Source organism: Saccharopolyspora kobensis (assembly GCF_900108315.1).
GTDB classification, from domain to species: Bacteria; Actinomycetota; Actinomycetes; order Mycobacteriales; family Pseudonocardiaceae; genus Saccharopolyspora; species Saccharopolyspora kobensis.
The window spans coordinates 199,190-225,180 of the sequence record NZ_FNVB01000007.1; the positions used below are offsets into that span (position 1 = coordinate 199,190).

Here is a 25,991-nt window from a genome sequence, read left to right on the forward strand (position 1 = left end):
CGTGGGATTGGCAACTGAAGTAGACGCAATGGCGTTGCGCGAGGTCGCGGTGCAGATCGCCCGCGAAGCCGCACAACTGGCCCGCACCGTGCGTGACGATGCTGTCACGGATGGTGTTGACACGAAGAGTACCGAAACCGATGTCGTGACAGCCGGTGATCGCGCGGTGGAGCGCTTGGTCCGCGAGCGGCTCGCCGAGCTGCGGCCCGGCGAATCGGTGCTGGGGGAGGAGGAAGGCGGCGAGCGGGCGCTCGAAGGGCTGCGCTGGGTCGTCGACCCGATCGACGGCACGGTCAACTACCTGTACGGGTTCCCGTGGTACTCGGTGTCGCTGGCCGCGCAGCTCGACGGGCGTTCGGTGGCCGGTGCGGTCGTCGAGCCGGTATCCGGGCGGGTCTGGAGCGCGGCCACCGGGCACGGCGCGTTCCTGGACGGCCAGCGCCTGCGCGTCTCGGCCGCCGACCGGCTGGACCTGTCGCTGATCGGCACCGGTTTCGCCTACGACGTCGACCGCCGCAAGGCGCAGGCGGCGGTGGTGGGCCGGTTGCTGGGGCAGGTGCGCGACATCCGCCGCGCCGGTGTGGCGTCGCTGGACCTGTGCGCGGTCGCCGCCGGCTGGCTGGACGGCATGTACGAGGTCGGCCTGAAGCGGTGGGACTGGGCGGCAGGCGTCCTGATCGCCGAGGAGGCCGGTGCCCGGCTGCGGCTGCCGGAGCGCGGCAGCGCGGACGGATTGGGCGACGAGATGCTGATCTGCGCCACGCCGGGCATCGCCGATGCGCTCACCGAGGCGCTGCGCGAGGCCGACGCGGGCCAGGTCTGACCGGCGGTTCGGGCGCGCGGGCCGGTGGAGGCCGGATCGCGCGCCCGGCGCTCAGCAGTGCACGTCGCGTGCCTTGGTGAGCAGTTCCTCGTCGATCTTCGGCGGCGTGACCTCCTGGTTCGCGCCGCCCTGCTGATCGCGCTGCGGCACCCAGTTCTCCAGCTCCTGGAGCACCTGCTTGGCCGCCGAGGTGGTCTTGATGTCGTCGAACTTCGAACCCAGCGCGAAGTCGACGGTGGCGTCCGACCGGTCGTCGCGGACCAGCTGCGCGCACGGCGCGATCAGGCTCAGCGTGCGCGCCGCGCTCACCCCGGCGCCGCCGAAGCGGATCTGGCCGTGGCACTTCAGGTCGTAGTTGACGTAGACCGGGTCGTTGTCCGCGCCGCCCTCGGCGAAGCCGAGGCTGCTCAGCTCGTCGCTGACCAGCGTGGCCTGCCTGCTCTCCCCGTTGCCGTTGAGCACCCGGACCTGCACGTCCTGCGGCGGGATGGGGCCGGTGGAGTCCAGCGCGTCGCGCGCGAGCATCTCGCCCAGCGGCACCTGCTCGGTCGGCTCCTCACCGGCGGCCGGTGCGGCGGTCGGCGGGGTCGGCGGGTTGCAGGTGGTGGCGGCTTCGATGTCCTGCACGGAATCGAAGACGCGGGTCCACAGGAAGCCGGCCGCCACCACGAGGCAGGCCAGCACCAGCAGAGCGGGCAGTGGCCGACGGCGCCGGTACCCGGCCCGTCGTCCCCCCCTTGCACCAACGGCTGCCACGTCCCGCCCCTCCCTGGAAGCTCCTCATCCGTGCACTGGATCAAGCCTATGCGGAGAAGTCCCGTCGTGCGGTGCCGGACGGCCTTGCTGTGTCGCGACCGACGCCGCACCGGTGCTGAATCGATGTGGTCCGGGCGAACAACCAGCGCACGGCATCGCGGGGCCGGGGAACGGGCAACCGGTGGCATCGGCGAGGGGCCGCGCCGGTTTGATCTTCGGGAAGCCGCGGATGCAGTGAACACCACACCTATGGGTGACCTGATGCATGTGCGGATTCGCCATGAGCTACCCTCTCGGCGCCTCACGGAGTGCCGGATGAGGCAAGTCGCTCATAACGGGGGAACTGAACACGTTGCAGGGCGAGACCACGATCACTGCGCCGCCGGGCACAAATCCTGGTCCTGGAACGTTTACCAGCGGCACACCATTGCAGTCTCCACAAACGCAGGGGTGAATCAGGATGGCGACCGACTACGACGCTCCGCGCCGGGAGTCCGAGGACTTGGCAGAGGACTCGCTGGAGGAGCTGAAGGCGCGACGCAACGATGCGCAATCGGGCGTCGTCGACGAGGACGAAGGGGCGATCGCGGAGAACTTCGAGCTCCCGGGCGCTGACCTGTCCGGCGAGGAGATGACCGTCAAGGTCCTCCCGAAGCAGGCGGACGAGTTCACGTGCGCGAGCTGCTTCCTCGTCCACCACCGCAGCCGACTGGCCGAGACGAAGAACGGCCAGCTGATCTGCCGCGACTGCGCGGCCTGAACATCGGGCGGACGTCGACGAAACCGGGGAGTGGCTGGGCACACGCAGGGCGTGTGCCCAGTTGTCTTTTGCACCGCCCGGTCCCGCTCAGGCCTTGCCCAGCGCCTTGACGAGCTCCGCGGGCCGCCGGGTGCTGACCACCCAGTACGGCGTGGGGTCGTCCGGATCGTCCAGCCAGATCCGCACCGAGGTCCGGATCGAGGAGCGGTGCACCATGAACGCGGCCGGATCCAGGTCCGGTCCCAGCGCCCGGCGCTGCTCCTGCGGGGTGATGATCTCGACCTCGTCGACGAACCGCAGCGGCAGGTGCGCATCGCCCACCCACAGCTCACCGCCGTTGACCTCGACCTTGGTCCGGCCCAGCCACAGCGGGATGGCGATCGCCAGCGGCACCAGCACCGCGTACGGCAGCCACGCCCGGATTCCCGGGTAACCCATGTGCACCTGCGCGGCCATCAGCACGGCGCCGATCAACGGCAGCGGCCAGGACCACCAGGCCGCGTACAGCCGCTCCCGGAACACCGGGCGCTCCGTCGAGTTCGCCTGACCGGGCAAGTCGCCGGTCGTGCTGGCCGCTTCTACGCTTTCCGACACCTCTTCAGGGTAGTCTCGCCGCCCGTGTCGAACGTGAAGGTCCTGCTTACCCGACTTGACCCCGATGTGCCGCTGCCGTCCTACGCCAAACCCGGCGACGCCGGAGCGGACCTGGTGACGACCACCGACCTGGTGCTCGAACCCGGCGAACGCGCGGTGGTGGGCACCGGCATCGCGCTGGCGCTGCCCGAGGGCTACGCCGGTTTCGTGCACCCGCGCTCCGGACTGGCCGCCAAGGCCGGGTTGAGCGTGGTCAACGCGCCCGGCACGGTCGATTCCGGGTACCGCGGTGAGATCAAGGTCTGCCTGATCAATCATGATCGGGAAGACTCGCTGTCGTTGCGGCGCGGCGACCGCATCGCGCAGCTCGTCGTGCAGCGGGTCGAGCACGCGGTGTTCCAGGAGGTCGACGAGCTGCCCGCGTCGCAGCGGGGCGCCGGGGGCTACGGGTCCACCGGCGGGCACGAGGTGCTGGCGGTCTCGGGAACCGAGGCCGGTCACAGGACGGAGGGCTGAGGGGATGTTCGGATTTGGCCGCGGTCGGGGCAAGCGCGCCGACGACGTGGTTGAGGAGTCGGCGGAAGACGAGGCCGTCCCGGAGCGCGGGCCGTTCGACGAGAGCGAGGCGCCGAAGGACGAGGTCGAGCGCCTCGACCTGGGTTCGGTGCGGTTGCCGGTGCCCGAAGGCGGCCAGCTCCAGGTCGAGGTGGACCCGGCAGGCCCGGTGCGGGCGGTGCACGTGGTCACCCCGGTCGGCCGGCTGACCGTGAGCGCCTTCGCCGCGCCGCGCAGCGACGGCCTGTGGCGCGAGGTCAGCGGCGAGCTCGCCGAGCAGCTGCGCAAGGACGGCGCCCGGGTGCACACCGAGGAAGGCGAGTGGGGCACGGAGCTGGTGGCCGACTCGCCGAAGGCGGCGCTGCGCTTCATCGGCGTGGACGGCCCGCGCTGGCTGCTGCGAGGGGTCGCGGCCGGTCCGGCCGAGACCGCCGAGGAGTGCGCGAAGCTGCTGTACGCGGTGCTCGACGAGACGATCGTGGTGCGCGGCACCGACCCGATGCCGGTGCGCACCCCGCTGCCCATCCAGCTGCCGGAAGCGATCCTGCGGCACATCCAGCAGGCGCAGCAGGCCCAGGGCAACGGCCAGGCCGCGCAGTGACCGGGCTCGGGCGCCGTCCCGCCGCGGGACGACGTCCGAGCCTCCGCCAGCCGCAGGTGGCGGTGGTTGACCCGGACGAGTTGATCCGATCGAGCGATCATCTTCTCAATCGCGCCGGGGGCGCGACCCTGCGCCGATCGGCCGCTACGCTGGTGGTGCACGGGCTGCGCGAGTCGAGCCCCGAGGGCGCACAGGAGCGCTAATGAGCAAGAGCGAGGGCGGCTACTGGCGTCGCCTCGTACGGCGCTTGACCAGTGACGTCGCCGAGCTGGACGCCGACGACCTCTCGGAGCGGTCGCAGGCGGGCGGGGCGCAGCGGGCCAGCGACTGCAAGTGCGGCCAGGAGGCGGTGGTGCTCGGCCGGGTTCGCAGCGTCGGGCTGTGCCCCAAGGCGTCGGCACCGACGCTGGAGGCCGAGCTCTTCGACGGCACCGAGGACGTCACGCTGGTGTGGCTGGGCCGCCGCCGGATCGCAGGCATCGAACCGGGCCGCACCATCAAGGCCCGTGGCCGGATCGCGGATCGCGACGGTCGCAAGGTGCTTTACAACCCCTACTACGAGTTGCAGAACACCGCATGAGCGAACGCGACGCAGCGGCTGCCGGGCTGTCCGCCCAGGACGCGGCCGAGAAGCAGACGGACGACGACGGGCAGCGCGCCGCCGGTGCCGAGAACACCTTGCTGGAGCAGATGGGCGGGGTCAGCGGCCTGGCCTACTCCGCGGTGCCGATCGTGGTCTTCGTGCTGGTCAGCTCCTTCACGAGCCTGATGCCGGCGATCTGGTCGGCGATCGGCGTGGCGGTGGCCATCGCGATCTTCCGGCTGGTGCGCAAGGAGCCGCTGCAACCGGCCATCTCGGGCGTGATCGGGGTGGCGGTGTGCTCGTTCATCGCCTACCGCTCCGGGGACGCCAAGGGCTTCTTCCTGCTGGGCATCTGGACGAGCCTGATCTACGGCGGGCTGTTCCTGGTCTCCGTGCTGGCCCGCTGGCCGCTGGTGGGCGTCGCCTGGTCGGCGCTGAACGGGCTGGGCTTCTCCTGGCGCAAGCAGCGGCGCGCGCTGCGCGGGTACGACCTGGCCACGCTGGCGTGGGTCGCGGTGTTCGGCGCGAAGTACGTGGTGCAGCAGTGGCTCTACGACGCCGACCAGACCGGCTGGCTGGCGTTCGCGCGGATCGCGATGGGCTACCCGCTGACCGGTCTGGCGCTGATCGTCACGGTGTGGGCGATCCGGCGCGCGGCGAAGGTCGCGGAGCAGGAGAAGGCAGCCGCGGAGTCGACCGCGGTGAGCCCCAACCCGTCGGTCGGCTGAACCGACTTCTTCCCGAACCTCCCGACACGCGTCTTCCCGAACCTCCCGACACGCCGATGCCGTGTCGGGAGGTTCTGCGATTTCAATGGAACTTGCGCGCACCGTCGGCGTGTCGAGTCCGCGACACGCCGACAGTGCGTCGGGATCTACGCAATTTCAATGGAAATCAGACGTCTGATTTCCATTGAAATTGCGGTGTGTCCGCGGGACCGGGTCAGGTGGCCTGGTCGTGGATGACGGCCCGGATCTGCTGCTCGACGTCCGCGGTGGCCACGAAGAGCAGCTCGTCGCCCGCCTCCAGCGGGTCGTCGGCCTGCGGCACGATGACCCGGCCGCCGCGCAGGATGGTCACCAGCGCCGCGTCCGCGGGCAGCTTCAGCTCGCGGACCCGCCGCCCGGCCAGCGGCGTGCCTTCCGGCAGCGTCACCTCGACCAGGTTCGCCTGGCCCTGGCGCAGCGTCATCAACCGCACCAGATCGCCGACGTTGACCGCCTCCTCGACCATCGCGGCCAGCATCCGCGGCGTGGACACCGCGACGTCGACGCCCCAGGCCTCGGTGAACAGCCACTCGTTGAGCGGGTCGTTGACGCGGGCGACGACCCGGCGCGCGGCGAACTCGGTCTTCGACAGCAGCGAGACCACCAGGTTCACCTTGTCGTCGCCGGTGGCCGCGATGACCACGTCGCACGACTCCAGCCCGGCCTCCTCCAGCGACGCCAGCTCGCAGGCGTCGGCCAGCATCCACTCGGCGCCGGGGATGTTGCGCGGGTGGTAGTTCTGTACGCTGCGCTCGATCAGCAGGACCTCGTGGTCGCCTTCGAGCAGCTCCCGGGCGATGGACTGGCCGACCGCGCCGGCGCCCGCGATCGCGATGCGCATCACTCGCTCTCCTCGGGTGTGCGGCGGGCAGCCGCCGTGACGTCGGTGACGGTGCCCGACAGCGCGGCCACGTAGACCGCGTCGTCGGCCTGGACGACGGTCCTGGCATCCGGCAGCACGCCGTTGCCGAACCGCATGATGAACGCGACCCGCGCGCCGACGGCGGCCTCCACCTCGGACACCCGGTGCCCCACCCACGCCTCGTGCAGCGGCAGCTGCAGGACCGCGACGGTGCCGGACGGCTCCCGCCACGCGGTGGCCACGCCCTCGGGCAGCAGCATCCGCAGGAACCGGTCGGTGGTCCACGGGACGGTGGCCACCGTGGGGATGCCCAGCCGCTGGTAGACCTCGGCGCGCTTGGGGTCGTAGATCCGGGCGACCACGTGCTCCACGCCGAAGGTCTCGCGGGCGACCCGCGCCGAGACGATGTTGGAGTTGTCCCCGTTGGACACCGCCGCGAACGCCGCGGCCCGCTCGATGCCCGCTTCGACCAGGATGTCCCGGTCGAAGCCGTTCCCGGTGATCTGCGTGCCGCGGAAGTCCTTGCCCAGGCGGTGGAACGACTGCGGGTCCTTGTCGACCACCGCCACCGTGTGGTCGAGCCGCTGCAGGGCGGCGGCCAGGGACGACCCGACCCGGCCGCAGCCCATGATCACCACGTGCACGAGCTTCGTCTCCTCGTTGCGGGATGTGCGCGACGATCTCCCGATCGTCTGCCGACGGTACCCGGACGGCGGCGGCTCCGGGGTGCGACCGCCGGTTCCGGGCTGCTGCACGGTACCGGTTGGGGTGCCGGTCCGGGCAGGGGTGGCCCCGGGATGTGACCTGCCAGCAAAACGGACGACCGAACCACCCGGTCGGCCGGTGTTTGCGCTTACGCTCTGTGCCGTGTCCAAGCTCGCAACCGCGGCGAAACGGTTGATCGTCGGTCGCCCGTTCCGCAGCGACCGCCTCGCGCACACGCTGCTGCCCAAGCGCATCGCGCTCCCGGTGTTCTCCTCCGACGCCATGTCCAGCGTCGCCTACGCCCCCGAAGAGATCCTCCTGGTGCTCTCGGTGGCGGGCCTGTCCGCGTACGCGGTGAGCCCGTGGATCGGGCTGCTGGTCGCCGTGGTGATGATCGCGGTGGTCGCGTCGTACCGGCAGAACGTGCGCGCCTACACCTCCGGAGGCGGCGACTACGAGGTCGCCACCGTCAACCACGGCCCCCGGTGGGGCCTGGTGGTGGCCAGCGCGCTGCTGGTCGACTACATCCTCACCGTCGCCGTGTCGATCTCCTCGGCGGCGGCCAACATCGGCTCGGTGATCCCGTTCGTGGCCGAGCACAAGGTGCTGTTCTCGGTCGGCGCGATCGTGCTGCTGACCGCGATGAACCTGCGCGGTGTCCGGGAGGCGGGCTCGATGTTCGCGATCCCGACCTACGCGTTCCTCATCGGCGTTCTTGGCATGATCGTCTGGGGCCTGTTCCAGACCTACGTGCTCGGTGCGGACCTGCGGGCCGAGAGCGCTGACTTCGGGCTGGTGGCCGAGGAGAGCCAGATGGCCGGGGTCGCGTTCGCGTTCCTGGTGCTGCGCGCGTTCTCCTCCGGCAGCGCGGCGCTGACCGGTGTCGAGGCGATCAGCAACGGCGTGCCCGCGTTCCGGAAGCCCAAGTCGCGCAACGCGGCGACCACGCTGGCGCTGATGGGCTCCTTCGCCGTGATCATGTTCCTGGGGCTGCTGTGGCTGGCCGGCATCACCGGTGCCGTGATCGCCGAGGACCCGGCCCACCAGCTGATCGGCGCCCCGGAGGGGTACCACCAGAAGACGCTGGTCGCGCAGCTGGCCGAGGCGGTCTTCGCGGGCTTCCCGCCGGGCGTGTGGTACCTGGTGTTCTTCACCGGTCTGATCCTGGTGCTGGCGGCCAACACCGCGTTCAACGGCTTCCCGGTGCTCGGGTCGATCCTGGCGCAGGACCGGTTCCTGCCGCGGCAGCTGCACACCCGCGGCGACCGGCTGGCGTTCTCCAACGGCATCGTGTTCCTGGCCGTCGGCGCGGTCGTCCTGGTGGCCGCGTTCGACGCCGAGGTCACCCGGCTGATCCAGCTCTACATCGTCGGCGTGTTCGTGTCGTTCGTGCTCAGCCAGAGCGGCATGATCCGGCACTGGAACCGGAAGCTGCGCACCGAGACCGACCCGCAGGCCCGGTCGCGGATGCGGCGGGCGCAGGCGATCAACGGCTTCGGACTGGTGATGACGGCCAGCGTGCTGGTGATCGTGCTGATCACCAAGTTCACCCACGGCGCCTGGATCGCCATCGCCGCGATGGCAGGCATCTACGTGCTGATGACCGGCATCCGCAGGCACTACGACCGGGTGGCCGAGGAGCTCAAGCGGCAGGAGGCCGACGCCGTGCTGCCTTCGCGCAACCACGCGCTGGTGCTGGTCTCCAAGCTGCACCTGCCGACGATGCGCGCCATCGCCTACGCCCGCGCCACCCGCCCCGACGTGCTGGAGGGCGTCACGGTCAACGTCGACGACGGCGACACCCGGGCGCTGACGGCCCAGTGGGAGGCGGAGAACCTGCCGGTGCCGCTGAAGGTCCTGGAGTCGCCGTACCGGGAGATCACCCGGCCGCTGCTGGAGTACGTCAAGCGCATCCGCCGGGACAGCCCCCGCGACGTGGTGACGGTGTTCATCCCGGAGTATGTGGTGGGGCACTGGTGGGAGCAGCTCCTGCACAACCAGAGCGCGCTGCGGCTCAAGAGCCGGCTGCTGTTCCAGCCGGGTGTGATGGTCACCAGCGTGCCGTGGCAGTTGGAGTCCTCCGACCGGATCCGCCAGAAGAAGAAGCAGCAGCTGGCCTCGATGCCCGGCGCCACCCGGCGCGGGCTGGGGGCCAACGGGAAGGGAAACGGTGACCGGAAAACCGGACTGGACCGGTAGACGGCTCGAGGTCGAGGTGGGCGCCGTGGCGCACGGCGGCCACTGCGTGGCGCGGCACGAGGGCCGGGTGGTGTTCGTCCGGCACGCGCTGCCCGGCGAGGTCGTGGTCGCGGAGGTCACCGAGGACGCCGGGGGAGGGTTCTGCCGCGCGGACGCGGTCGAGGTGCTGACCCCGGCCGCCGGGCGGGTGGACCCGCCGTGCGAGCTGGCCGCCATGGCGCGCGGCCGCGACCGCTGCGGAGGTTGCGACTGGCAGCACGCCTCGGGTGAGACGCAGCGCGAGCTGAAGGCGGCCGTGGTGGCCGAGCAGTTGCAGCGGATCGCCGGGATCGATTGGCCGGTGCGGGTGCGCGAGCTGCCCGGCGGGCTGCTGCGCTGGCGCACCCGCGCGCGGCTGGCGGTGGACCGCCGCGGCAACGCCGGGTTCCGGGCGCACCGCAGCCACCGGGTGATCCCGGTTGCGGACTGCCCGATCACCGCGGCGGGCGCGATGGACGAGGTCACCGAGCGCCGCTGGCGCCCGGGCGCGGAGCTGACCGTGGTCGAGGACTCGCTCGGCGAGGTGCACGTGACCGCGGTGGACCACAAGCCGCAGCGGCGGCACGCGCGCCCGGTGGCCCGGCACGTCCGCGGCGGGTCGGTGGCGCACGAGTCCGCCGCGGGCCGCGCGTTCGACGTGTCGGTGCAGGGCTTCTGGCAGGTGCACCAGGCCGCGCCGGACGTGTTCAGCGAGACCGTCGCGCGGCTGGCCGAGGTGCCCTCCGGCGGCGTGGCGTGGGACCTCTACGGCGGTGTCGGGTTGTTCGCCGCGGTGCTCGCCGAGCAGGCCGGGCCGACCGGCTCGGTGCTGCTGGTGGAGTCGTCCAAGCACGCCGTGGAGGAGGCGGTGGCGAACCTGCGGGAGTTCCCGCAGGTGTCGTTCCGCGCGGGCACGGTGGAGCGGGTGACCGAGGACGAGGACCTGCCGGTGCCGGACGTCGTGGTCCTGGACCCGCCCCGCAAGGGCGCCGGGCGCGCCGTGGTGGACGCCATCGCCGATCGCCGCCCGTCGCGGATCGTGCACATCGCCTGCGATCCGGCGGCCCTGGCCCGCGACGTGGGCCTCTACGCGGAGCGCGGCTACCGCCTGCGGGAGCTGGAGGCCTTCGACGCCTTCCCGATGACCCACCACATCGAGTGCATCGCGCTGCTGGAGGCGGCCGAGGAGTGACCGGTCGCGGGCGTGGCCGCCCGACGGGTGCCGCCCGGTGGTGTCGTGGTGGCCCGGACCCGGCACGACGAGCAGCGCCGCCGGTCGATCCGATGTCCTGAGCGCCTCGACGCCGGTGGGTGCTGACGGTTCGAGGATGGGAAACGGCGAGATGACACAACGCGAACACCTGCCGGAGGTGCTGCCCGCCCCGCCCGAGTCGGGGACCGAGGTGCGCGCCGTGCCGGGGAACCCCGGCACGGCGGCGGAATCCGTGCCCGGGCGGCGTCCGGTGGCGATGCTCTCGGGCGGGCTGGCCGTCGTGGTGCTGCCCGCCCTGGCGCTGCTGCTCGCCGCGCCCGCCGCACCCGGCTTCATCCTGGTCTGGGCCGCGGTGTGGATCGGGATCGCCGCGGTGTGCTGGCTGCTGGACCAGCGGACACCGCGCCGCTGGCCGGGGTGGGCGCTGCTGGCCGTCGCGCCGCCGGTGGTCGCCGACCTGATCTTCGCGGCTCCGCTCGGCCTGCTCGGACTGGCTGCGCTGGTCATCGCGCCGCTGGTGGCGCGGGCGGCGTCCCGCCGGTGCACCGCGCTCGCGGCCGACCTCGCCGAGCTCGACGTGGAGACCGTCCTGCCCGCGGGCACCGCGCGGCTGCGGATCGGCCGGGACCGGGTGGTGCTGGTGCGCGGCGCCATCGCCGGCGGCGGGCACGTCGACCACGCGCTGCCGCTGGCGGAGCTCTCGCTGGCCCAGCCCGGCGAGATCACCGCGGCGGAGGCCCGGTGGCCGCTGCCCGGCGGTGTCGACGTCCGGCTGCGGCGCGGGCCGGCGGTGCGGCTGGTCGCCGGGAACCAGCAGTGGGTGCTGCCGGTCGAGGACCCGCGGTTGGTGGCCGACATCGTTCGTCGTCGCGGCACAGCGGCGTGGTCGCAGCGCACCGGTCCGCAGGACCTCGGTTCCTGGCGCGCGCTGCACGAGTGGGCCGTCGCGCGCACCACGACCTACCGCCACGGCGGGAAGAAGCAGGCGTACCCGGCGTTCCGGGCACCGGTGGGCTTCCTGGCGGCGATCCTCGGCACCGGGCTGCTCGCCACTGCCGCCGGCCGGGCGCTCACCGATCCCGGTGTGTGGACCGTCGGCGCCGTCGCGTCGGTGCTCGGTGGCTACTTCGTCGTGGCGTGGCTGCGCGTGCGGAAGCGGCTGGAGTTCGCCGAGCTCCAGAAGCTGCCGCCGCACAGCCCGCCGTGGGGCGACCGGCGCCCGGATTTCGCCCCGACCCCGGAGTGGCGGCCCTGGCGGTGAATCAGTTCGGGCCCTTCGGCATGAACGCCGGTGGGGGCGGTGACGACGCCCACAGCGTCGGCGGCCGCGCGTCTCGCCCTCCGCGCCGCGCGCCGAACGTCGGCACCAGCGGCCTTCCGGAGGTACCGGAACGCGTCCGTTCTGGTGAGAACGCGGGTGCGCACCGCGGCCGGGCGCCCGGGAGTCCGCTCCGTAGACTGGGCGGACCATGCATCGCGGCGGAGCCGGGCAGCCAGTCCGGTCCCAGCATGCGAATGAACCCGACCAGCACGATGAGTGAGGTGGAGTGGTGACGCTGCTGGGGTCCGTGAGCAGTCCGGCCGACGTCCGGCGCCTTAAACACGCTGAGCTGGCGCAACTGGCCGACGAGATCAGGAAGTTCCTGATCGAGAAGGTCTCGCGCACCGGTGGTCATCTGGGGCCGAACCTGGGCGCGGTGGAGCTGACCCTGGCCGTGCACCGGGTGTTCGACTCGCCGCGCGACGCGGTCGTGTTCGACACCGGGCACCAGGCCTACGTGCACAAGATCATCACCGGCAGGCAGGGCGGCTTCGACCAGCTGCGCAAGCGGGACGGCCTGTCCGGCTACCCGTCGCGCGCCGAGAGCGACCACGACCACGTGGAGAACAGCCACGCCTCGACCGCGCTGTCCTACGCCGACGGCATGGCCCGCGCCTACCAGCTGCGCGGTGAGCAGCGGCACGCCGTGGCGATCGTCGGCGACGGTGCGCTGACCGGCGGGATGTGCTGGGAGGCGCTGAACAACATCGCCGCCGACCAGGAGCGCCCGGTGGTGATCGTGGTCAACGACAACGGCCGCTCCTACGCCCCGACCATCGGCGGCCTGGCCGAGCACCTCGCCGCGCTGCGGCTGAACCCGAGCTACGAGAAGGCGCTGGAGAGCGGTCGCCGCACGCTGCGCAACCTGCCCGTGGTGGGCCGCTCGCTCTACACCGGCCTGCACGCGGCCAAGAGCGGCATCAAGGACGCCTTCGCCCCGCAGGTCATGTTCTCCGACCTCGGCATCAAGTACCTGGGTCCGGTGGACGGCCACGACATCCGCGCGATGGAGCACGCGCTGCAGATGGCCAAGTCCTTCGGCGGGCCGGTGATCGTGCACGCGGTGACCCGCAAGGGCAACGGCTTCGCCCCGGCCGAGAACGACCAGGCCGAGCAGATGCACCAGGTCAAGGTCATCGACCCGGAGACCGGCCTGCCGAAGAAGCCGGCCCCGAAGAGCTGGACCGACGTCTACGCCGACGAGCTGGTGAAGATCGGCGCGGAGCGGCCCGACGTGGTGGCCATCACCGCGGCCATGCTCGGCCCGACCGGGCTGCGCAAGTTCGGCGAGGCCTACCCGGACCGCTGCTTCGACGTCGGCATCGCCGAGCAGCACGGGATGACCGCGGCGGCCGGACTGGCGATGGGCGGGCTGCACCCGGTGTTCGCGGTGTACTCGACGTTCCTCAACCGCGCCTTCGACCAGCTGCTGATGGACGTCGCGCTGCACAAGCAGGCGGTGACGGTCACCCTGGACCGCTCCGGCATCACCGGCGACGACGGCGCCAGCCACAACGGCATGTGGGACCTGTCGATCCTGGGTCTGATCCCGGGCATCAAGGTCGCCGCACCGCGCGACGCGGTGACGCTGCGCGAGGAGCTGCGCGAAGCGGTGGCCGTGGAGGACGGGCCGACCGTGGTGCGCTTCTCCAAGGGATCGGTGATCGAGGAGGTCCCGGCGGTCGAGCGCGTCGGCGGCGTCGACGTGCTGCGGCGCGGCCAGGGCGACGTGCTGCTGGTCGCGGTCGGCGCGTTCGGTCAGCTGGCGGTGGCGGCGGCCGAGCGGCTGGACGCGCAGGGCATCGACGTCACGGTGGTCGACCCGCGCTGGGTGGTGCCGGTCCCGGAACAGGTCGTCGAGCTGGCGGCCCGGCACCGGCTGGTGGTCACCCTGGAGGACTGCGGCAGGCACGGCGGCTTCGGCTGGGCGCTGGCGGCCGCGCTGCGCGACGCGGAGCTGGACGTGCCGCTGCGCGACCTGGCGGTGCCGAACCGGTTCCTGGACCACTCCTCGCGCGAGGAGGTGCTGGCCGAACTCGGCCTCACCGAGCAGGACATCGCCGCCCGGATCACCGGCTGGCTGGCGAAGTTCGGCGGCCCGCGGGTCCCGCTGCGCGTCGCCGACCGCCCGGCCGCCAACGGCTGACCGCCGCCTGCGGACCACCTGCGCAACTTCCATTGAAGTTGGATGTCCAATTTCAATGGAAGTTGCGCGCCGTCGGCGTGTCGGGGCCCGACACACCGACGGGTGCGCAATTTCAATGGAAATCAGCTCTTCGATTTCCATTGAAATTGCCTGCCTCCGGAGGGGTTGATCGCGTCGGGGGTTCGCGGGGGGTGCGTTGTGGCAGGGTGAAGGCGTGCGAATCCTGGTCGTCGAGGACGAGAAGCCGTTGGCCGACGCGGTCGCCCGGGGGTTGCGGCGGGACGGGATGGCCGTCGACGTCGCCTACGACGGCGAGAGCGGTCAGGAGAAGGCGTCCATCACCCGCTACGACGTCGTGGTGCTCGACCGCGACCTGCCCGGCATGTCCGGCGACGAGCTGTGCCGGCAGCTGATCAACTCCGGCGCGCTCACGCGGGTGCTGATGCTCACCGCGAGTGGCACGGTCGCCGACCGGGTCGCCGGGCTGTCCCTGGGCGCCGACGACTACCTGGCCAAGCCGTTCGCCTTCGCCGAGCTGGTGGCCCGCGTGCGGGCGCTGGGTCGGCGCGCGACGCCTGCCCAGCCGCCGCTGCTCACCGCGCTCGATCTGGAGCTGGACCCGGCGCGGCGCACGGTCCGCCGCGGCGACGGCGAGATCGAGCTGACCCGCAAGGAACTCGGCGTCCTGGAGGTCCTGCTGTCGGCGGGCGGCGCGGTGGTGAGCTCCGAGGAGCTGCTGGAGCGGGTCTGGGACGAGAACGCCGACCCGTTCACCACGACGGTGCGGGTCACGATGATGACGTTGCGCAAGAAGCTGGGCGAGCCGGGCATCATCGAGACCGTGGTCGGCTCCGGCTACCGCGTGCCGTCGGCGGGACGCGCCGAGCACGCGCGGGACTGACCGGATGTGCACCTCCGGCCGGTCGTTCTCCCGCCGCGGCCCCGGCCTCCGGCTCCGCCTGACGCTGCTGTCGACCGGGCTGGTCGCGGTGGTCAGCGGCCTGCTGCTGTGGCTGGGCTGGGTGCTGGTGGGCAACGTGGTGGCCGCGGTGCCGCAGCTGCCGGACGGCACGGTGGTGCGCGTGCACGGTGTGGACGTGCCCGCGCCGCTGCTGGGCGAGGCGCTGCGCGACTCCGCGCGCCAGCAGGTCCTGCTGATCGGCGGCGGGGCCTTCGTGGCCGTGGTGCTGGCCGCCGCGCTGCTGGCGTGGACGGTGACCGGCCGGGTGCTGCGCCCGCTGCACGAGGTGACCGCGACCGCGCGGCGGCTCTCGGCGGAGTCGCTGGACGAGCGGATCGCGCTGAGCGGCCCGCGCGACGAGGTGGCCCGCCTGGCCGACACCTTCGACGAGATGCTCGACCGGTTGCAGGCGGCGTTCGACTCCCAGCGCCGCTTCGTGGCCAACGCGAGCCACGAACTGCGCACGCCGCTGTCGGTGATCCGCACGGAGCTGGAGGTCACGCTGTCGGACCCCGACGCCGACGAAGCGGAGCTGCGCCGGATGGCCGAGGTGGTCCGCGAGGCCACCGCGCGCGCGGAACGGCTGGTGGAGGCGCTGCTCCTGCTGGCTCGCACGGAAGGCGTCGAACTGGCGGTGCGCGAACCCGTGGACCTCGCCGAAGTGGTGGGGCGAGCGCGGCGCGCGGTGGAACCCGAGGTCCGCCAGCGCGGATTGCGGGTGGAGTGCAGCGGCGAACCGGCTTTCGCGGTGGGCGACCCGGCGCTGCTGGAACGGGTGGCGGGAAACCTGCTGGAGAACGCGGTGCGGCACAACGCCGACGGCGGCTGGGTGCGGATCTCCATCGGCAGCGATCCGCGGTGGACGACCCTGCGAGTGGCCTCCTCGGGGCCGAGAATCCCGCCGGAGCAGGTGGAATCGCTCTTCGAACCGTTCCGCCGGGCAGGCGTCGAGCGAACCGCCCGCAGCGGAGCGGGCCTGGGCCTGTCCATCGTCCAAGCGGCGACGAAGGCCCATCACGGCCGGGTCAGCGCCGAAGCCCTGCCCACCGGGGGCCTGGCGGTCACGATCCAACTCCCCGCCGCGCCCTGACGGATCAGGTCGAGAGCCGCAGCGATGCCACGTCGACGTCGAGGGTGACCGGGCTCGAGGCGATGCGCACCGGTCCTTCGCCGAGCGCCGCGGTGCCTTCGCACTTGTACCTGCCGTCGACCAGCCGGTACGCGGCCAGTTCGACGGGGCCGCCGTGGTCCTGGGCGACGCTCCAGAAGTAGGGGACACCGGCCCGCTCGCAAGCCTGGAACTTCTCCTGCTGCTCGCTGGAGGTGTTGCCCGGGGACCAGATCTCGCCGATGAGCAGGACGTTGCCCGGTTGGAACGAGGTGCCGACCGGCGGGGTGTCGAGCACGAGGAAGTCGGGGATGAGCGCTGAGCGGTTGCTGGTGCTGATCTCGACGCCGATGCCACCGACCGCGTAGAGATCGGTGCGCTCAGCGGTGCTGATCGCCTGGTCGAACAGCGAGATGATCCGCTTCTCGGCCCACTGGTGCTGTCCGCTGGGCGGTGGCGTCACGAGCCAGTACCCCTCGATGAGTTCCAGGCGCGAACCGTCCTCGCGGGCCGGGAGCGCATGCCAGTCGGCGATCGTGAAGGGACCCAGTTCGTGCTGGACAAGCGCGGTCACCGGCCATCACCTCATCTCCGTCCGATCCCATCATGGCAGATGAGGCCACCGGACCTCATGCGCGAAGCGGGGCCGGGGCGCTTCTCGCCCCGGCCCCGCGTCAGCTCGCTCCGATCAAGCGGGGACCGATGCCGCGCCCGGGTCGAGGAAGCGCTTGCCGTTGATCTTCTCCGAGATGCCCGCCCGGTCCAGGTACGGCGTGATGCCGCCCAGCCAGAACGGCCAGCCCGCACCGAGGAGCATGCACAGGTCGATGTCCTGCGCCTCGGCGACCACGCCCTCGTCGAGCATGATCCGGATCTCCTCGGCCAGCGCGTTCAGCGCGCGGTCGCGGACCTCCTCGGAGGTCGAGGGCTTGTCGCCCTGCTCCCACAGCGCCGCGACCTCGGGGTCGACGACCTGCTCGCCGGAGTCGTCGCTGGTCCACACCGCGGTCTTGCGGGCCTCGACGAAGCGCTGCATGTTGGCGCTGATGCCGAAGCGGTCCGGGTAGGCCGCGTGCATCGTCTCGTTGACGTGCTGGGCGACCGCCGGGCCGACCAGCTGCAGCAGCACCATCGGCGTCATCGGCAGGCCCAGCGGCTCCAGGGCGTTGTCGGCGACCTCGAACGGGGTGCCCTCGTCGACGGTCGCGATGACCTCGCCCATGAAGCGGGTCAGCAGCCGGTTGACCACGAACGCCGGGGCGTCCTTGACCAGCACGCTGGACTTCTTCAGCTGCTTGCCGACCTTGAACGCGGTGGCCAGCGCCGCGTCGTCGGTCCGCTCGCCGCGCACCACCTCCAGCAGCGGCAGGACCGCGACCGGGTTGAAGAAGTGGAAGCCGACGACCCGCTCCGGGTGCTGCAGCTTCGAGGCCATCTCGGTGATCGACAGCGACGAGGTGTTGGTCGCCAGGATCGCCTCGGCGGAGACGTGCTGCTCCAGCTCGGCGAACACCTGCTGCTTGACCGACATCTCCTCGAACACGGCCTCGATGACGAAGTCGGCGTCGGCGAACGCCGCCTTGTCCAGCGAGCCGGTGACCAGCGCCTTGAGCTTGTTCACCGCGTCCGGCGACAGCCGGCCCTTGGCGGCCAGCTTGTCGATCTCGCCGTGGATGTAGGCCACGCCGCGGTCGATGCGCTCCTGGTCGATGTCGGTGATGACCACCGGCACCTCCAGGCGGCGCACGAACAGCAGCGCCAGCTGTCCGGCCATCAGCCCGGCGCCGACCACGCCGACCTTCTTGACCTCCCGGGCCAGCGACTTGTCCGGCGCACCGGCCGGCCGCTTGGCGCGCTTCTGGGTCAGGTCGAACGAGTACAGCCCGGAGCGCAGCTCGTCGGACATCAGCGCGTCGGCCAGCGCCTCGGTCTCGGCCGCGTAGCCGGCGTCGAGGTCGTTGCCGCGGGCCAGCTCGATCAGCTCGACGGCCTTGGTCACGGCCGGGGAGGCGCCGTGCGTGCGGGCCTCGACGATGCCCTTGGCGCGGGCCACCGCGTCGTCCCAGCCCTTGCCGCGGTCGATCTCCGGGCGCGTCACGGCCTGCTCGCCGTTGATCACGCGGACCGCCCAGCGGATCGACTCCTCGATGAAGTCGGGGCTGTCCAGCAGCTCGTCGAAGATGCCCAGGCCCTGGGCCTTCTTCGGGCTGAGCATCCGGTTCTGGCTGAGCGCGTTCTCGATGATCACGGTGACCGCGGCGTCCGGACCGATCAGGTTCGGCAGCAGCTGGGTGCCGCCCCAGCCCGGGAACAGGCCGAGGAAGCACTCCGGGAACGCGACCATGCCCGCGGACTTCGACACCGTCCGGTAGTGGCAGGACAGCGCCAGCTCCAGGCCGCCGCCCAGGGCCGCGCCGTTGACGAACGCGAAGGTCGGGATCTTCGACTCGGTCAGCCTGCGGAACACGTCGTGACCGGTCTTGGCGATCAGGTGCGCGTGCTCGCGCTCGGTGATCCGGCCGATGCCCGACAGGTCGGCGCCGACGGCGAAGATGAACGGCTTGCCGGTGACCGCGATGGCCGCGGGCTCGGCCGCGAACGCCTCGTCCAGCGCGGCGTTCAGGCTCTCCAGCCCGCCGGGGCCGAAGGTGGACGGCCGGGTGTGGTCGTGGCCGTTGTCGATGGTGATCAGCGCGAGCTTGCCGGACAGGCCGGGGACGTCCACGAGGCGGGTGCGCGCCTTGGTGACCACCTCGTCCGGGAACAGCGCGGCGAATTCGGTCACTGCTCGCCTCCTGCGTTGTAGTTCGGGTTCTCCCAGATGACCGTTCCGCCCATGCCGAAGCCGATGCACATGGTGGTGATGCCGTAGCGGACCTCGGGGTGCTCGGCGAAGTGCCGGGACAGCTGCGTCATCAGCCGCACGCCGGAGGAGGCCAGCGGGTGACCGCAGGCGATCGCGCCGCCCCACGGGTTGACCCGCGGGTCGTCGTCGGCGATGCCGAAGTGCTCCAGGAAGGCCAGCACCTGGACGGCGAACGCCTCGTTGATCTCGAACAGGCCGATGTCGTCGATGCTCAGCCCGGCGCGCTCCAGCGCCTTCTCGGTGGCGGGCACCGGACCGACGCCCATGACCTCCGGCTCGACACCGGCGAAGGCGTAGCCGACCAGCCGCATGCCGACCGGCAGGCCCAGCTCGGCGGCGGTGTCGGCGTCGGCCAGCAGGCAGCCGGTGGCGCCGTCGTTGAGGCCGGCCGCGTTGCCCGGCGTGACCCGGCCGTGCGGGCGGAACGGCGTCTTGAGTCCGGCCAGCGCCTCGGTGGTGGTGCCGGGGCGCGGCGGCTCGTCGGTGGTGGCCAGGCCCCAGCCCTGTTCGGCGGAGCGGGTGGACACCGGCACCAGGTCGGGGGTGATCTTGCCGGCCCGCAGCGCATCGTCGTAGCGCTGCTGGCTCAGGGCCGCGTAGGCGTCGGTGCGCTCCTTGGTCAGCGTCGGGAACCGGTCGTGCAGGTTCTCCGCGGTGGAGCCCATGATCAGCGCGGTCGGGTCGACGATCTTGTCGGACACGTACCGCGGGTTCGGGTCGACGCCCTCGCCCATCGGGTGGTTGCCCATGTGCTCGACGCCGCCCGCGATCGCCACGTCGTAGGCGCCGAAGGCGATGCCGCTGGAGATCGTGGTCACCGCGGTCATGGCGCCCGCGCACATCCGGTCGATGGCGAAGCCCGGGACCGACTTGGGCAGGCCGGCCAGCAGCGCGGCGCTGCGGCCGATGGTCAGGCCCTGGTCGCCGATCTGGGTGGTGGCGGCGATGCCGACCTCGTCGATGCGCTCCGGCGGCAGCTCCGGGTGCCGCCGCAGCAGCTCACGGATGACCTTGACGACGAGGTCGTCGGCGCGGGTCTCGGCGTAGATGCCCTTGGAACCGGCCTTGCCGAACGGCGTGCGTACGCCGTCGACGAAGACCACGTCCCGAACCGCTGGGCGGCTGCGGCTGTCGGCGGGTGCCGACGCAGGTGCGGCCACGGCGTGCTCCTCACTGGCTTGGTGGATGGTGCTCGGCCGGGTCCGCGCGGAGACTACCGACCGGTAACCGCACTCTAGCGCTTATTACCCGCCGGTAACCACACGCCCACCCCTGTCGGGTGTCTCACATGCTGATCGCGCGCCCGCCGACGGTGTCGATCATCCTCGACGTCGGCCCGTTCCGCCGTGGCGGCTCACTCCGGGGCGGGCGCCGTGGCCTTGAGCGCTTCGGCGATGGCCGCCGCGGTCAGCTCCAGCTGCCACTCGCGGGCGCCCTTCTCGCGCAGCAGCGCGGTCACCGCGGCGAGGCTGCGGTCCTCGGGCGGGCTCCAGCAGGTGCGTCGCACCAGATCCGGGAGCAGCAGGTTCTCCACCGGCAGCTGGTTGGCCTCGGCGATCTCCGACAGCGCGGCGCGCGCCGCGGTCAACCGCGCGGCCGCGTCCGGATCGCGGTCGGCCCACCGGTTGGTCGGGGGCGGACCGTCGCTGGCGGAGGCCGGAGCGGGCAGCTCGTCGTTCTCCAGGCGGCGCGCCGAGCGCAGCGCCTGCAGCCACATCGAAGCCCGGCGCCGCTGCTGCCTGCCGCCGAACACCGGCAGCGCGACCAGATCGGCCTCGGTCTTCGGCCCGGCCTGCGCGGCCTGGACGATCGAGGAATCGGGCAGCACCCGGCCCGGTGCGAGATCGCGCTCGCGGGCGAACTTGTCGCGGGTCTGCCAGAGCGCGCGGACCGCGGCCAGCTGGCGGGGATTGCGCACCCGGTGGATGCCCGACGTGCGGCGCCACGGTTCGGCGCGCGGGGGTGCGGGTTCGGCGGTGCGGACCGCCTCGAACTCCTCCAGCGCCCAGTCGAGCTTGCCCTGCTTCACCAGCTCGTCGTGCATCGCCTCGCGCAGCGCGGTCAGCAGTTCGACGTCGAGCGCGGCGTAGACGAGCCAGTCCTGGGGGAGCGGGCGCCGCGACCAGTCGGCCGCGCTGTGCCCCTTCTCCAGCCGGTACCCGAGCATGCGCTCCACGAGAGCGCCGAGCGAGACGCGCTCGAACCCGGCCAGCCGGCCGGCCAGCTCGGTGTCGAACAGCTTCGCCGGGCGCAGGTCCAGCTCGGCCAGGCAGGGCAGGTCCTGCGAGGCGGCGTGCAGCACCCACTCGGTGCCGGCCAGCGCCGGCACCAGCGGATCGAGCTCACCGCCCAGTGCGATCGGGTCCACCAGCACGGTCCCAGCGCCTTCGCGGCGCAGTTGCACCAGGTAGGCGCGCTGGGAGTAGCGGTATCCCGAAGCTCGCTCGGTGTCCACGGCCACCGGTCCGGTGCCCGCGGCGAGCGCGGTCGCGGCGGCGTCCAGCGCCGCCGGCGTGTCCACCACCGGCGGCACGCCGTCGGCGGGTTCGGTCAACAACACCGGTTCCGGGCGGTCGGACCCGACGGTCTCGGGGCTTGCAGCTTCCACGGCTATCAGACCTTACGTGCTTTGGTCCGATCCGTGGGGCCACTCCGACCGAGCTCGTCGGGCCGACCGTTCCGGTACAGGTGCTTCGGCGTCCGGATCAGCGGATCACGCCGGCCCGCATGGCCAGCGCGACCATCTGCGCCCGGTCGCCGGTGCCCAGCTTGCGCCCTATCCGCGACAGGTGGCTCTTCACCGTGAGCGCGGAGAGGTTGAGGGCCTCACCGATCTCCTTGTTGGAACGGCCGTCGGCCACCAACTGGAGAACTTCGACCTCGCGCCCGGACAGCTCGCGAGGGGTGTTGTCCGTCCCCGGCACGCGGGTACCGGCGGCAAGCACCGGCGCCACGCTGGGGTCGGCGTACACCCCGCCGTCGAGCACGCGGCGCACGCCGTCCGTGACCACCATCGGCGAGGCCGACTTCAGCAGGTACGCCTGCGCACCTGCTTGGAAGGCGGCCCGTACCGCGTACGGGTCGTCGGACGATGCGAGCACCACGATCCGCGGCCATCCCTGGCTCCGGAGTTCGGTGACCAGTTCGATACCGGTCCCGTCCGGAAGCCCGAGATCGAGGATCGCGAGGTCGCACGGACCGGTGGCCAGAGCGCGAGCCCTGGCCTCGGCCATCGATGCGGCCTCGTGCACCGTGCCGGCGCCCATCTGCAGCAGCCGGGCGGCGATTGCCTCCCGGAGCAGCGGATGGTCGTCCACCACGAGCACCGTGAACAGCTCTTCCCGCGGGTGCGGGACCATGTTGGCCGGCAAGGTGCCGGCGGGCGTGGTTCGAGCGGCCTGACCTAAGCCGACGGCAGCCACGTCACTACCTCCCTGGAGTCGGTCGTGCCCCCCGACCGGCACCGGGACTCTCGACCAATCAGCCGCGCCACTGATCGACCGAAAGTGGTGTCGTCGGGTGGCAGCGTAACCGCCCAAGCGGGTCAGCGGGACGATCAATCGGGTATCTATCCCGATCGAGTTGTGACCTGACCATGATCACATCGCACTTTCGGGTGACTATCCGCAATCGCCGTAACGTCGGAGCGTGGCTAATCGACATAACATGAATGCGTATCGTGAAAAATTTGCACAATCAACGGTTTCGCGGCCTCTGGCGGAACTTCGCGAATGAAAACGCGGCTTCGGCGTGTCGCGCAGTGGGCTTGTCGCTGCACCTTACGCGCCGCAATCGGCGGATACAGCCGGTGATCGGACCAAACAGGATCAGTCGCGCGGCGCAATGCCGTTCGACGGACGGCCGAGCATCGACACGCCTTCGGGAGGCAGACCCGACGCGCTGGCCATCAGCTCGTGGAACGCCGCCGCGTGCGGCCCCAGGTCGGCGTCGGTGGCCGTCCACGACCCCCGCAGCTCCAGATCGTGGCTGCGGGAGGGGCCTGCGATGTCTCCGAAGCGGGCCGAGGACGTCAGGGTCACCGTGCCGCCGAGCGCGGTCCACGCCGCCCCGGCGCACTCCAGCGCATCGGTGAGCCACGACCAGCCGACCGCGGGCAGCAGCGGGTCGGTGGCCAGCTCCGGGTCCAGCTCGGCCCGCAGGTACACCACGAGCCGCAGCACGCCGTCCCACGCCTCCTGGCCCTCCGGGTCGTGCAGCAGGACCAGTCGAGCGGTGGCCAGCTCACCTGCCGGGCCGTTGGCCTCCGCCGCCAGCGCGTGCGCCCAGGGGGCGAGCCGCTTGGGCGGGCCGACCTCCGAGAGCTCGATCTCCGCTCGCGGGCGGGCCGACGTCAACGTGGCAACTGCCTGCCGAAAAACCTCGGGCGCCGCCGCCATCTCCGTCACGCCGCCGACTCTAGGCGGCCGGGCGCGAGCGGTGGCGGAGGCACGCCGATCAACATCGCGCCGCACCTCGCTCCAGGGGCCCGACCTGCGCCGCCGCGCAATGCCAGTTCGCCGGACCGGGCCTCCGGGCGACATGCGAAGATTGCCGCGCAAGCCCGGTCCGCCGCCGAGGCAGCGCCCGTGCGGTACTCCCGGGATCGATCGACGTACGGACATTGACCCCGATGACGAATCCCGCACCGGTCCCGGCCCGCCGAGACCTCGCCGACGCCCCCTTCCTCGTCGCCGCGCGCGGCGGCACCCCCCGGCACACCCCGGTCTGGTTCATGCGTCAGGCCGGCCGCTCGCTGCCCGAGTACCGCCGGATCCGCGAGGGCGTGCCGATGCTGCAGTCGTGCCTGACACCGGAGCTGGTCAGCGAGATCACCCTGCAGCCGGTGCGCAGGCACGGCGTGGACGCCGCGATCCTGTTCAGCGACATCGTGCTGCCGCTCTACGTCGCGGGCATCGGGCTGGACATCGTCGCGGGCACCGGGCCGGTGGTGGCCGAGCCGGTCCGCAGCGCCGCCGACGTCACCGCGCTGCCGCAGCTGGAGGCGAGCCAGGTCGAGCCGGTCGCCGAAGCGGTCCGCCTGCTGGTCGGCGAGCTGGGGTCCACGCCGCTGATCGGGTTCGCCGGTGCTCCGTTCACGCTCGCCTCCTACCTCGTCGAGGGCGGCCCGAGCCGCAACCACGAGAAGACCAAGGCGCTCATGCACTCCGACCCGAAGACCTGGCACGCGCTGCTGGAGAAGCTCTCGGAGACCACGCTGCAGTTCCTACGGGTGCAGCTGGCGGCGGGTGTCGACGCGATCCAGCTGTTCGACTCGTGGGCTGGCGCGCTGTCGCTGCGCGACTACCGCGAGTTCGTGCTGCCGCACAGCGAGCGGATCTTCGCGGGCGTCGCCGAGATCGCCGACGTGCCGAAGATCCACTTCGGGGTGGGCACCGGCGAGCTGCTCGGCGCGATGCGCACCGCCGGGGCCGACGTGGTCGGCGTCGACTGGCGGATCCCGCTGGACGACGCGGCGGCCCGGCTGCGGGCGGCGGCGCCGGACGCGGGCGGGCCGGTGGTGCAGGGCAACCTCGACCCGGCGGTGCTGTTCGCCGGGTGGGACGCGGTGGAGCGCGAGGTGCGCCGGATCCTCGCCGAGGGCCAGGCGGCGGGCGGGCACATCTTCAACCTCGGCCACGGGGTGCTGCCGAGCACCGACCCGGAGGTGCTGACCCGGGTGGTCGAGCTCGTCCACACCGCGAGCAAGCAGCAGTGATGGCGCCGCGGGTCGCAGTCGTCGGCGGCGGCATCGCCGGACTGGCCGCCGCCCACCGGCTGCGCCGGGAGCTCGGGCCGCAGGCCGAGATCGTGCTGGTCGAGCAGGCCTCCCGGGTCGGCGGCAAGCTGCGCACGGTCGAGCTGGCCGGACGGGCCTACGACCTCGGCGCGGAGGCGTTCCTGGCGCGTCGGCCCGAGGTCCTGCGCCTCGCGGACGAGCTGGGCGTGGCGGCCGACGTCGTGCACCCGGGCGGTGTGTCGGCGTCGGTGCACGCCGGTGGCCGCACGCGGCGCCTGCCGACCGGCACCGTGATGGGCGTGCCCGCCGGCCCGGAGGCGGTGCGCGACGTGCTGTCGGATTCCGGCCTGGCGGCGGTCCGTGCGGAACCGGAGCTGCCGCCGCTGCGGCTCGAAGGTGCCGACATCTCGGTCGGCGAGCTGCTGCGCGGCCGGGTCGGCGACGAGGTCGTGGACCGGTTGGTGGAGCCGCTGCTCGGCGGTGTCTACGCGGGCGACTCGAACCGGCTCGGCCTGCGGGCGACCGTCCCCGCCCTGGCGGCGGCGCTGGACGCGGGCGCGGAGTCGATCACCGAGGCGGCCGCTTCGGCGTTGCCCGCGCCGAAGCCCGGTGCGCCGAAGCTGCCGGTGTTCGGCGCGTTCCACAGCGGCTACCGGCGGCTCATCGACCAGCTGCTGATCGCCGCCGACGCGCGGCTCCGGCTCGGGCTGCCGGTGCGGGGCCTGACCCGGACCGCGACCGGCTGGCGGCTGGAGATCGGCGCGGCGCCGAGCCCGGAGTTCCTCGACGTCGACGGCGTCGTGCTCGCCGTGCCCGCCCCTTCCGCGCGCCGCCTGCTCCAGGACGTCGTGCCCGCCGCAGCGGTCAAGCTCGGCGAGGTGGAGCTGGCCTCCATGATCGTGGTCGGCTTCGCGCTGCCCGCGGACGTCGCGCTGCCCGAGGCCTCGGGCGTGCTGATCGCGCGCGGCGAGCGGCACGCCGACGGAACCCCGTTCACCGCGAAGGCGTTCACCTTCTCCAGCAACAAGTGGCCGCACCTGCGCGGTGCGGGCGGTGAGCTGCTGGTGCGCGGTTCGGTCGGCCGCTTCGGCGAGACCGCCGACCTGCGGCTGGACGACGCGGAGGTGCAGCGCCGGGTGCGGGCCGATCTCGCCGAGCTGACCGGGATCGCGGCGGAGCCGGTGGACTCGGTCGTGCTGCGCTGGGGCGGCGGGCTGCCCCAGTACGGCGTGGGGCACCTGGACCTGATCGCCGACGTGGAACGCGCGGTGGCCGAGCAGCCGGGACTGGCGCTCGCCGGTGCGGCACTGCACGGCGTCGGGGTCCCGGCGTGCGTCGCGACGGGCGAGGCCGCAGCGATGGAGATCACCCGGGCCCTGCTGCGGGGGACACGCCGCGAAGTGGGAACATGAAGCC

24 protein-coding genes are annotated in these 25,991 nt (G+C 72.2%); 14 read left to right on the top strand and 10 right to left on the bottom strand.

Translation table 11 applies throughout. From position 1 onward, the window contains the following. Positions 1–28: 28 nt before the first annotated feature. On the top strand, positions 29–823 hold the full coding sequence (locus tag C4T78_RS23760) for an inositol monophosphatase family protein (RefSeq protein ID WP_093355111.1): 795 nt from the start codon (positions 29–31) through the stop codon (positions 821–823). Between the two features lie 51 nt (positions 824–874). On the opposite strand, the gene cei is transcribed toward C4T78_RS23760, so the two are convergent. Next, positions 875–1,579, bottom strand: coding sequence for an envelope integrity protein Cei (gene cei / locus C4T78_RS23765; RefSeq protein ID WP_177247671.1), 705 nt, complete (start codon positions 1,577–1,579; stop codon positions 875–877). Between the two features lie 460 nt (positions 1,580–2,039). Here cei and C4T78_RS23770 point away from each other — a divergent pair, with 460 nt between their 5' ends. Then, entirely contained in the window at positions 2,040–2,339 is a 300-nt protein-coding gene (locus C4T78_RS23770) for a DUF4193 domain-containing protein (protein ID WP_093157488.1), read from the top strand. 87 nt (positions 2,340–2,426) lie between these two features. On the opposite strand, the gene C4T78_RS23775 is transcribed toward C4T78_RS23770, so the two are convergent. Then, positions 2,427–2,933 carry a DUF3093 domain-containing protein gene (locus C4T78_RS23775; protein WP_093355109.1) on the bottom strand — a complete coding sequence of 169 codons (507 nt, stop codon included), beginning with the start codon at positions 2,931–2,933 and terminating at the stop codon, positions 2,427–2,429. A 24-nt stretch (positions 2,934–2,957) separates the two neighbouring features. On the opposite strand from C4T78_RS23775, the gene dut reads away from it, so the two are divergent. The 4 genes from dut to C4T78_RS23795 all read left to right on the top strand — a co-directional run bounded on the left by dut (position 2,958) and on the right by C4T78_RS23795 (position 5,400). Next, on the top strand, positions 2,958–3,449 hold the full coding sequence (gene dut / locus C4T78_RS23780) for a dUTP diphosphatase (protein ID WP_093157490.1): 492 nt from the start codon (positions 2,958–2,960) through the stop codon (positions 3,447–3,449). 4 nt (positions 3,450–3,453) lie between these two features. After that, positions 3,454–4,089, top strand: coding sequence for a DUF3710 domain-containing protein (locus C4T78_RS23785; protein ID WP_093355106.1), 636 nt, complete (start codon positions 3,454–3,456; stop codon positions 4,087–4,089). Between the two features lie 202 nt (positions 4,090–4,291). Continuing rightward, entirely contained in the window at positions 4,292–4,669 is a 378-nt protein-coding gene (locus C4T78_RS23790; protein ID WP_093355104.1) for an OB-fold nucleic acid binding domain-containing protein, read from the top strand. Further along, positions 4,666–5,400: a DUF3159 domain-containing protein gene (locus tag C4T78_RS23795; protein ID WP_093355101.1), complete on the top strand. Its 735-nt coding sequence runs from the start codon at positions 4,666–4,668 to the stop codon at positions 5,398–5,400. The genes C4T78_RS23790 and C4T78_RS23795 overlap by 4 nt, the downstream gene beginning before the upstream one ends. 214 nt (positions 5,401–5,614) lie before the next feature. Here the strand turns inward: C4T78_RS23795 and C4T78_RS23800 are convergent, their stop codons facing one another. After that, on the bottom strand, positions 5,615–6,280 hold the full coding sequence (locus C4T78_RS23800; RefSeq protein ID WP_093355097.1) for a potassium channel family protein: 666 nt from the start codon (positions 6,278–6,280) through the stop codon (positions 5,615–5,617). Next, positions 6,280–6,945, bottom strand: coding sequence for a potassium channel family protein (locus C4T78_RS23805; protein WP_093355094.1), 666 nt, complete (start codon positions 6,943–6,945; stop codon positions 6,280–6,282). The genes C4T78_RS23800 and C4T78_RS23805 overlap by 1 nt, the downstream gene beginning before the upstream one ends. Positions 6,946–7,168: 223 nt before the next feature. Between C4T78_RS23805 and C4T78_RS23810 the strand changes: the two genes are divergently transcribed. The 6 genes from C4T78_RS23810 to C4T78_RS23835 all read left to right on the top strand — a co-directional run bounded on the left by C4T78_RS23810 (position 7,169) and on the right by C4T78_RS23835 (position 15,954). Then, positions 7,169–9,205, top strand: coding sequence for an APC family permease (locus tag C4T78_RS23810; RefSeq protein ID WP_093355092.1), 2,037 nt, complete (start codon positions 7,169–7,171; stop codon positions 9,203–9,205). Continuing rightward, positions 9,177–10,415, top strand: a complete 1,239-nt coding sequence (locus C4T78_RS23815; protein WP_093355089.1) for a class I SAM-dependent RNA methyltransferase — start codon at positions 9,177–9,179, stop codon at positions 10,413–10,415. The genes C4T78_RS23810 and C4T78_RS23815 overlap by 29 nt, the downstream gene beginning before the upstream one ends. Positions 10,416–10,566: 151 nt before the next feature. After that, positions 10,567–11,697 carry a hypothetical protein gene (locus tag C4T78_RS23820; protein WP_103908155.1) on the top strand — a complete coding sequence of 377 codons (1,131 nt, stop codon included), beginning with the start codon at positions 10,567–10,569 and terminating at the stop codon, positions 11,695–11,697. Positions 11,698–11,986: 289 nt separating this feature from the next. Next, on the top strand, positions 11,987–13,903 hold the full coding sequence (dxs, locus tag C4T78_RS23825; RefSeq protein ID WP_093355083.1) for a 1-deoxy-D-xylulose-5-phosphate synthase: 1,917 nt from the start codon (positions 11,987–11,989) through the stop codon (positions 13,901–13,903). 214 nt (positions 13,904–14,117) lie between these two features. After that, on the top strand, positions 14,118–14,804 hold the full coding sequence (locus tag C4T78_RS23830) for a response regulator transcription factor (RefSeq protein WP_093355306.1): 687 nt from the start codon (positions 14,118–14,120) through the stop codon (positions 14,802–14,804). Positions 14,805–14,808: 4 nt separating this feature from the next. Continuing rightward, positions 14,809–15,954 carry a sensor histidine kinase gene (locus C4T78_RS23835; RefSeq protein WP_093355080.1) on the top strand — a complete coding sequence of 382 codons (1,146 nt, stop codon included), beginning with the start codon at positions 14,809–14,811 and terminating at the stop codon, positions 15,952–15,954. Positions 15,955–15,958: 4 nt separating this feature from the next. Here the strand turns inward: C4T78_RS23835 and C4T78_RS23840 are convergent, their stop codons facing one another. The 6 genes from C4T78_RS23840 to C4T78_RS23865 all read right to left on the bottom strand — a co-directional run bounded on the left by C4T78_RS23840 (position 15,959) and on the right by C4T78_RS23865 (position 23,235). Next, positions 15,959–16,546 (bottom strand): Uma2 family endonuclease, encoded by a 588-nt coding sequence (locus tag C4T78_RS23840; RefSeq protein WP_093355078.1) that lies wholly within the window; start codon positions 16,544–16,546, stop codon positions 15,959–15,961. A 114-nt stretch (positions 16,547–16,660) separates the two neighbouring features. Further along, entirely contained in the window at positions 16,661–18,757 is a 2,097-nt protein-coding gene (locus C4T78_RS23845; RefSeq protein WP_093355075.1) for a 3-hydroxyacyl-CoA dehydrogenase NAD-binding domain-containing protein, read from the bottom strand. Beyond that, positions 18,754–19,998: a thiolase family protein gene (locus C4T78_RS23850; protein WP_177242059.1), complete on the bottom strand. Its 1,245-nt coding sequence runs from the start codon at positions 19,996–19,998 to the stop codon at positions 18,754–18,756. Before C4T78_RS23850 ends, C4T78_RS23845 begins: the two co-directional genes overlap by 4 nt. A gap of 194 nt (positions 19,999–20,192) precedes the next feature. Next, positions 20,193–21,452: a ribonuclease D gene (locus C4T78_RS23855; RefSeq protein ID WP_093355072.1), complete on the bottom strand. Its 1,260-nt coding sequence runs from the start codon at positions 21,450–21,452 to the stop codon at positions 20,193–20,195. A 91-nt stretch (positions 21,453–21,543) separates the two neighbouring features. Then, a complete protein-coding gene (locus C4T78_RS23860) occupies positions 21,544–22,260 on the bottom strand; it encodes a response regulator (protein ID WP_010695004.1) in 717 nt (238 codons plus the stop codon). 405 nt (positions 22,261–22,665) lie between these two features. Further along, entirely contained in the window at positions 22,666–23,235 is a 570-nt protein-coding gene (locus tag C4T78_RS23865) for a DUF3000 domain-containing protein (RefSeq protein WP_093355070.1), read from the bottom strand. 233 nt (positions 23,236–23,468) lie between these two features. On the opposite strand from C4T78_RS23865, the gene hemE reads away from it, so the two are divergent. Next, a complete protein-coding gene (gene hemE / locus C4T78_RS23870) occupies positions 23,469–24,554 on the top strand; it encodes a uroporphyrinogen decarboxylase (RefSeq protein WP_093355067.1) in 1,086 nt (361 codons plus the stop codon). Continuing rightward, positions 24,554–25,987 carry a protoporphyrinogen oxidase gene (hemG, locus tag C4T78_RS23875; protein ID WP_093355065.1) on the top strand — a complete coding sequence of 478 codons (1,434 nt, stop codon included), beginning with the start codon at positions 24,554–24,556 and terminating at the stop codon, positions 25,985–25,987. The genes hemE and hemG overlap by 1 nt, the downstream gene beginning before the upstream one ends. Positions 25,988–25,991: the final 4 nt, after the last annotated feature.

Coding starts and splice junctions, on each gene's coding strand:
- C4T78_RS23760 (WP_093355111.1), top strand. CDS start 29: ATGGCGTTGCGCGAGGTCGCGGTGCAGATCGCCCGCGAAGCCGCACAA.
- C4T78_RS23770 (WP_093157488.1), top strand. CDS start 2,040: ATGGCGACCGACTACGACGCTCCGCGCCGGGAGTCCGAGGACTTGGCA.
- C4T78_RS23785 (WP_093355106.1), top strand. CDS start 3,454: ATGTTCGGATTTGGCCGCGGTCGGGGCAAGCGCGCCGACGACGTGGTT.
- C4T78_RS23790 (WP_093355104.1), top strand. CDS start 4,292: ATGAGCAAGAGCGAGGGCGGCTACTGGCGTCGCCTCGTACGGCGCTTG.
- C4T78_RS23795 (WP_093355101.1), top strand. CDS start 4,666: ATGAGCGAACGCGACGCAGCGGCTGCCGGGCTGTCCGCCCAGGACGCG.
- C4T78_RS23800 (WP_093355097.1), bottom strand. CDS start 6,280: ATGCGCATCGCGATCGCGGGCGCCGGCGCGGTCGGCCAGTCCATCGCC.
- C4T78_RS23820 (WP_103908155.1), top strand. CDS start 10,567: ATGACACAACGCGAACACCTGCCGGAGGTGCTGCCCGCCCCGCCCGAG.
- C4T78_RS23835 (WP_093355080.1), top strand. CDS start 14,809: ATGTGCACCTCCGGCCGGTCGTTCTCCCGCCGCGGCCCCGGCCTCCGG.
- C4T78_RS23865 (WP_093355070.1), bottom strand. CDS start 23,235: ATGGCGGCGGCGCCCGAGGTTTTTCGGCAGGCAGTTGCCACGTTGACG.
- hemE (WP_093355067.1), top strand. CDS start 23,469: ATGACGAATCCCGCACCGGTCCCGGCCCGCCGAGACCTCGCCGACGCC.
- hemG (WP_093355065.1), top strand. CDS start 24,554: ATGGCGCCGCGGGTCGCAGTCGTCGGCGGCGGCATCGCCGGACTGGCC.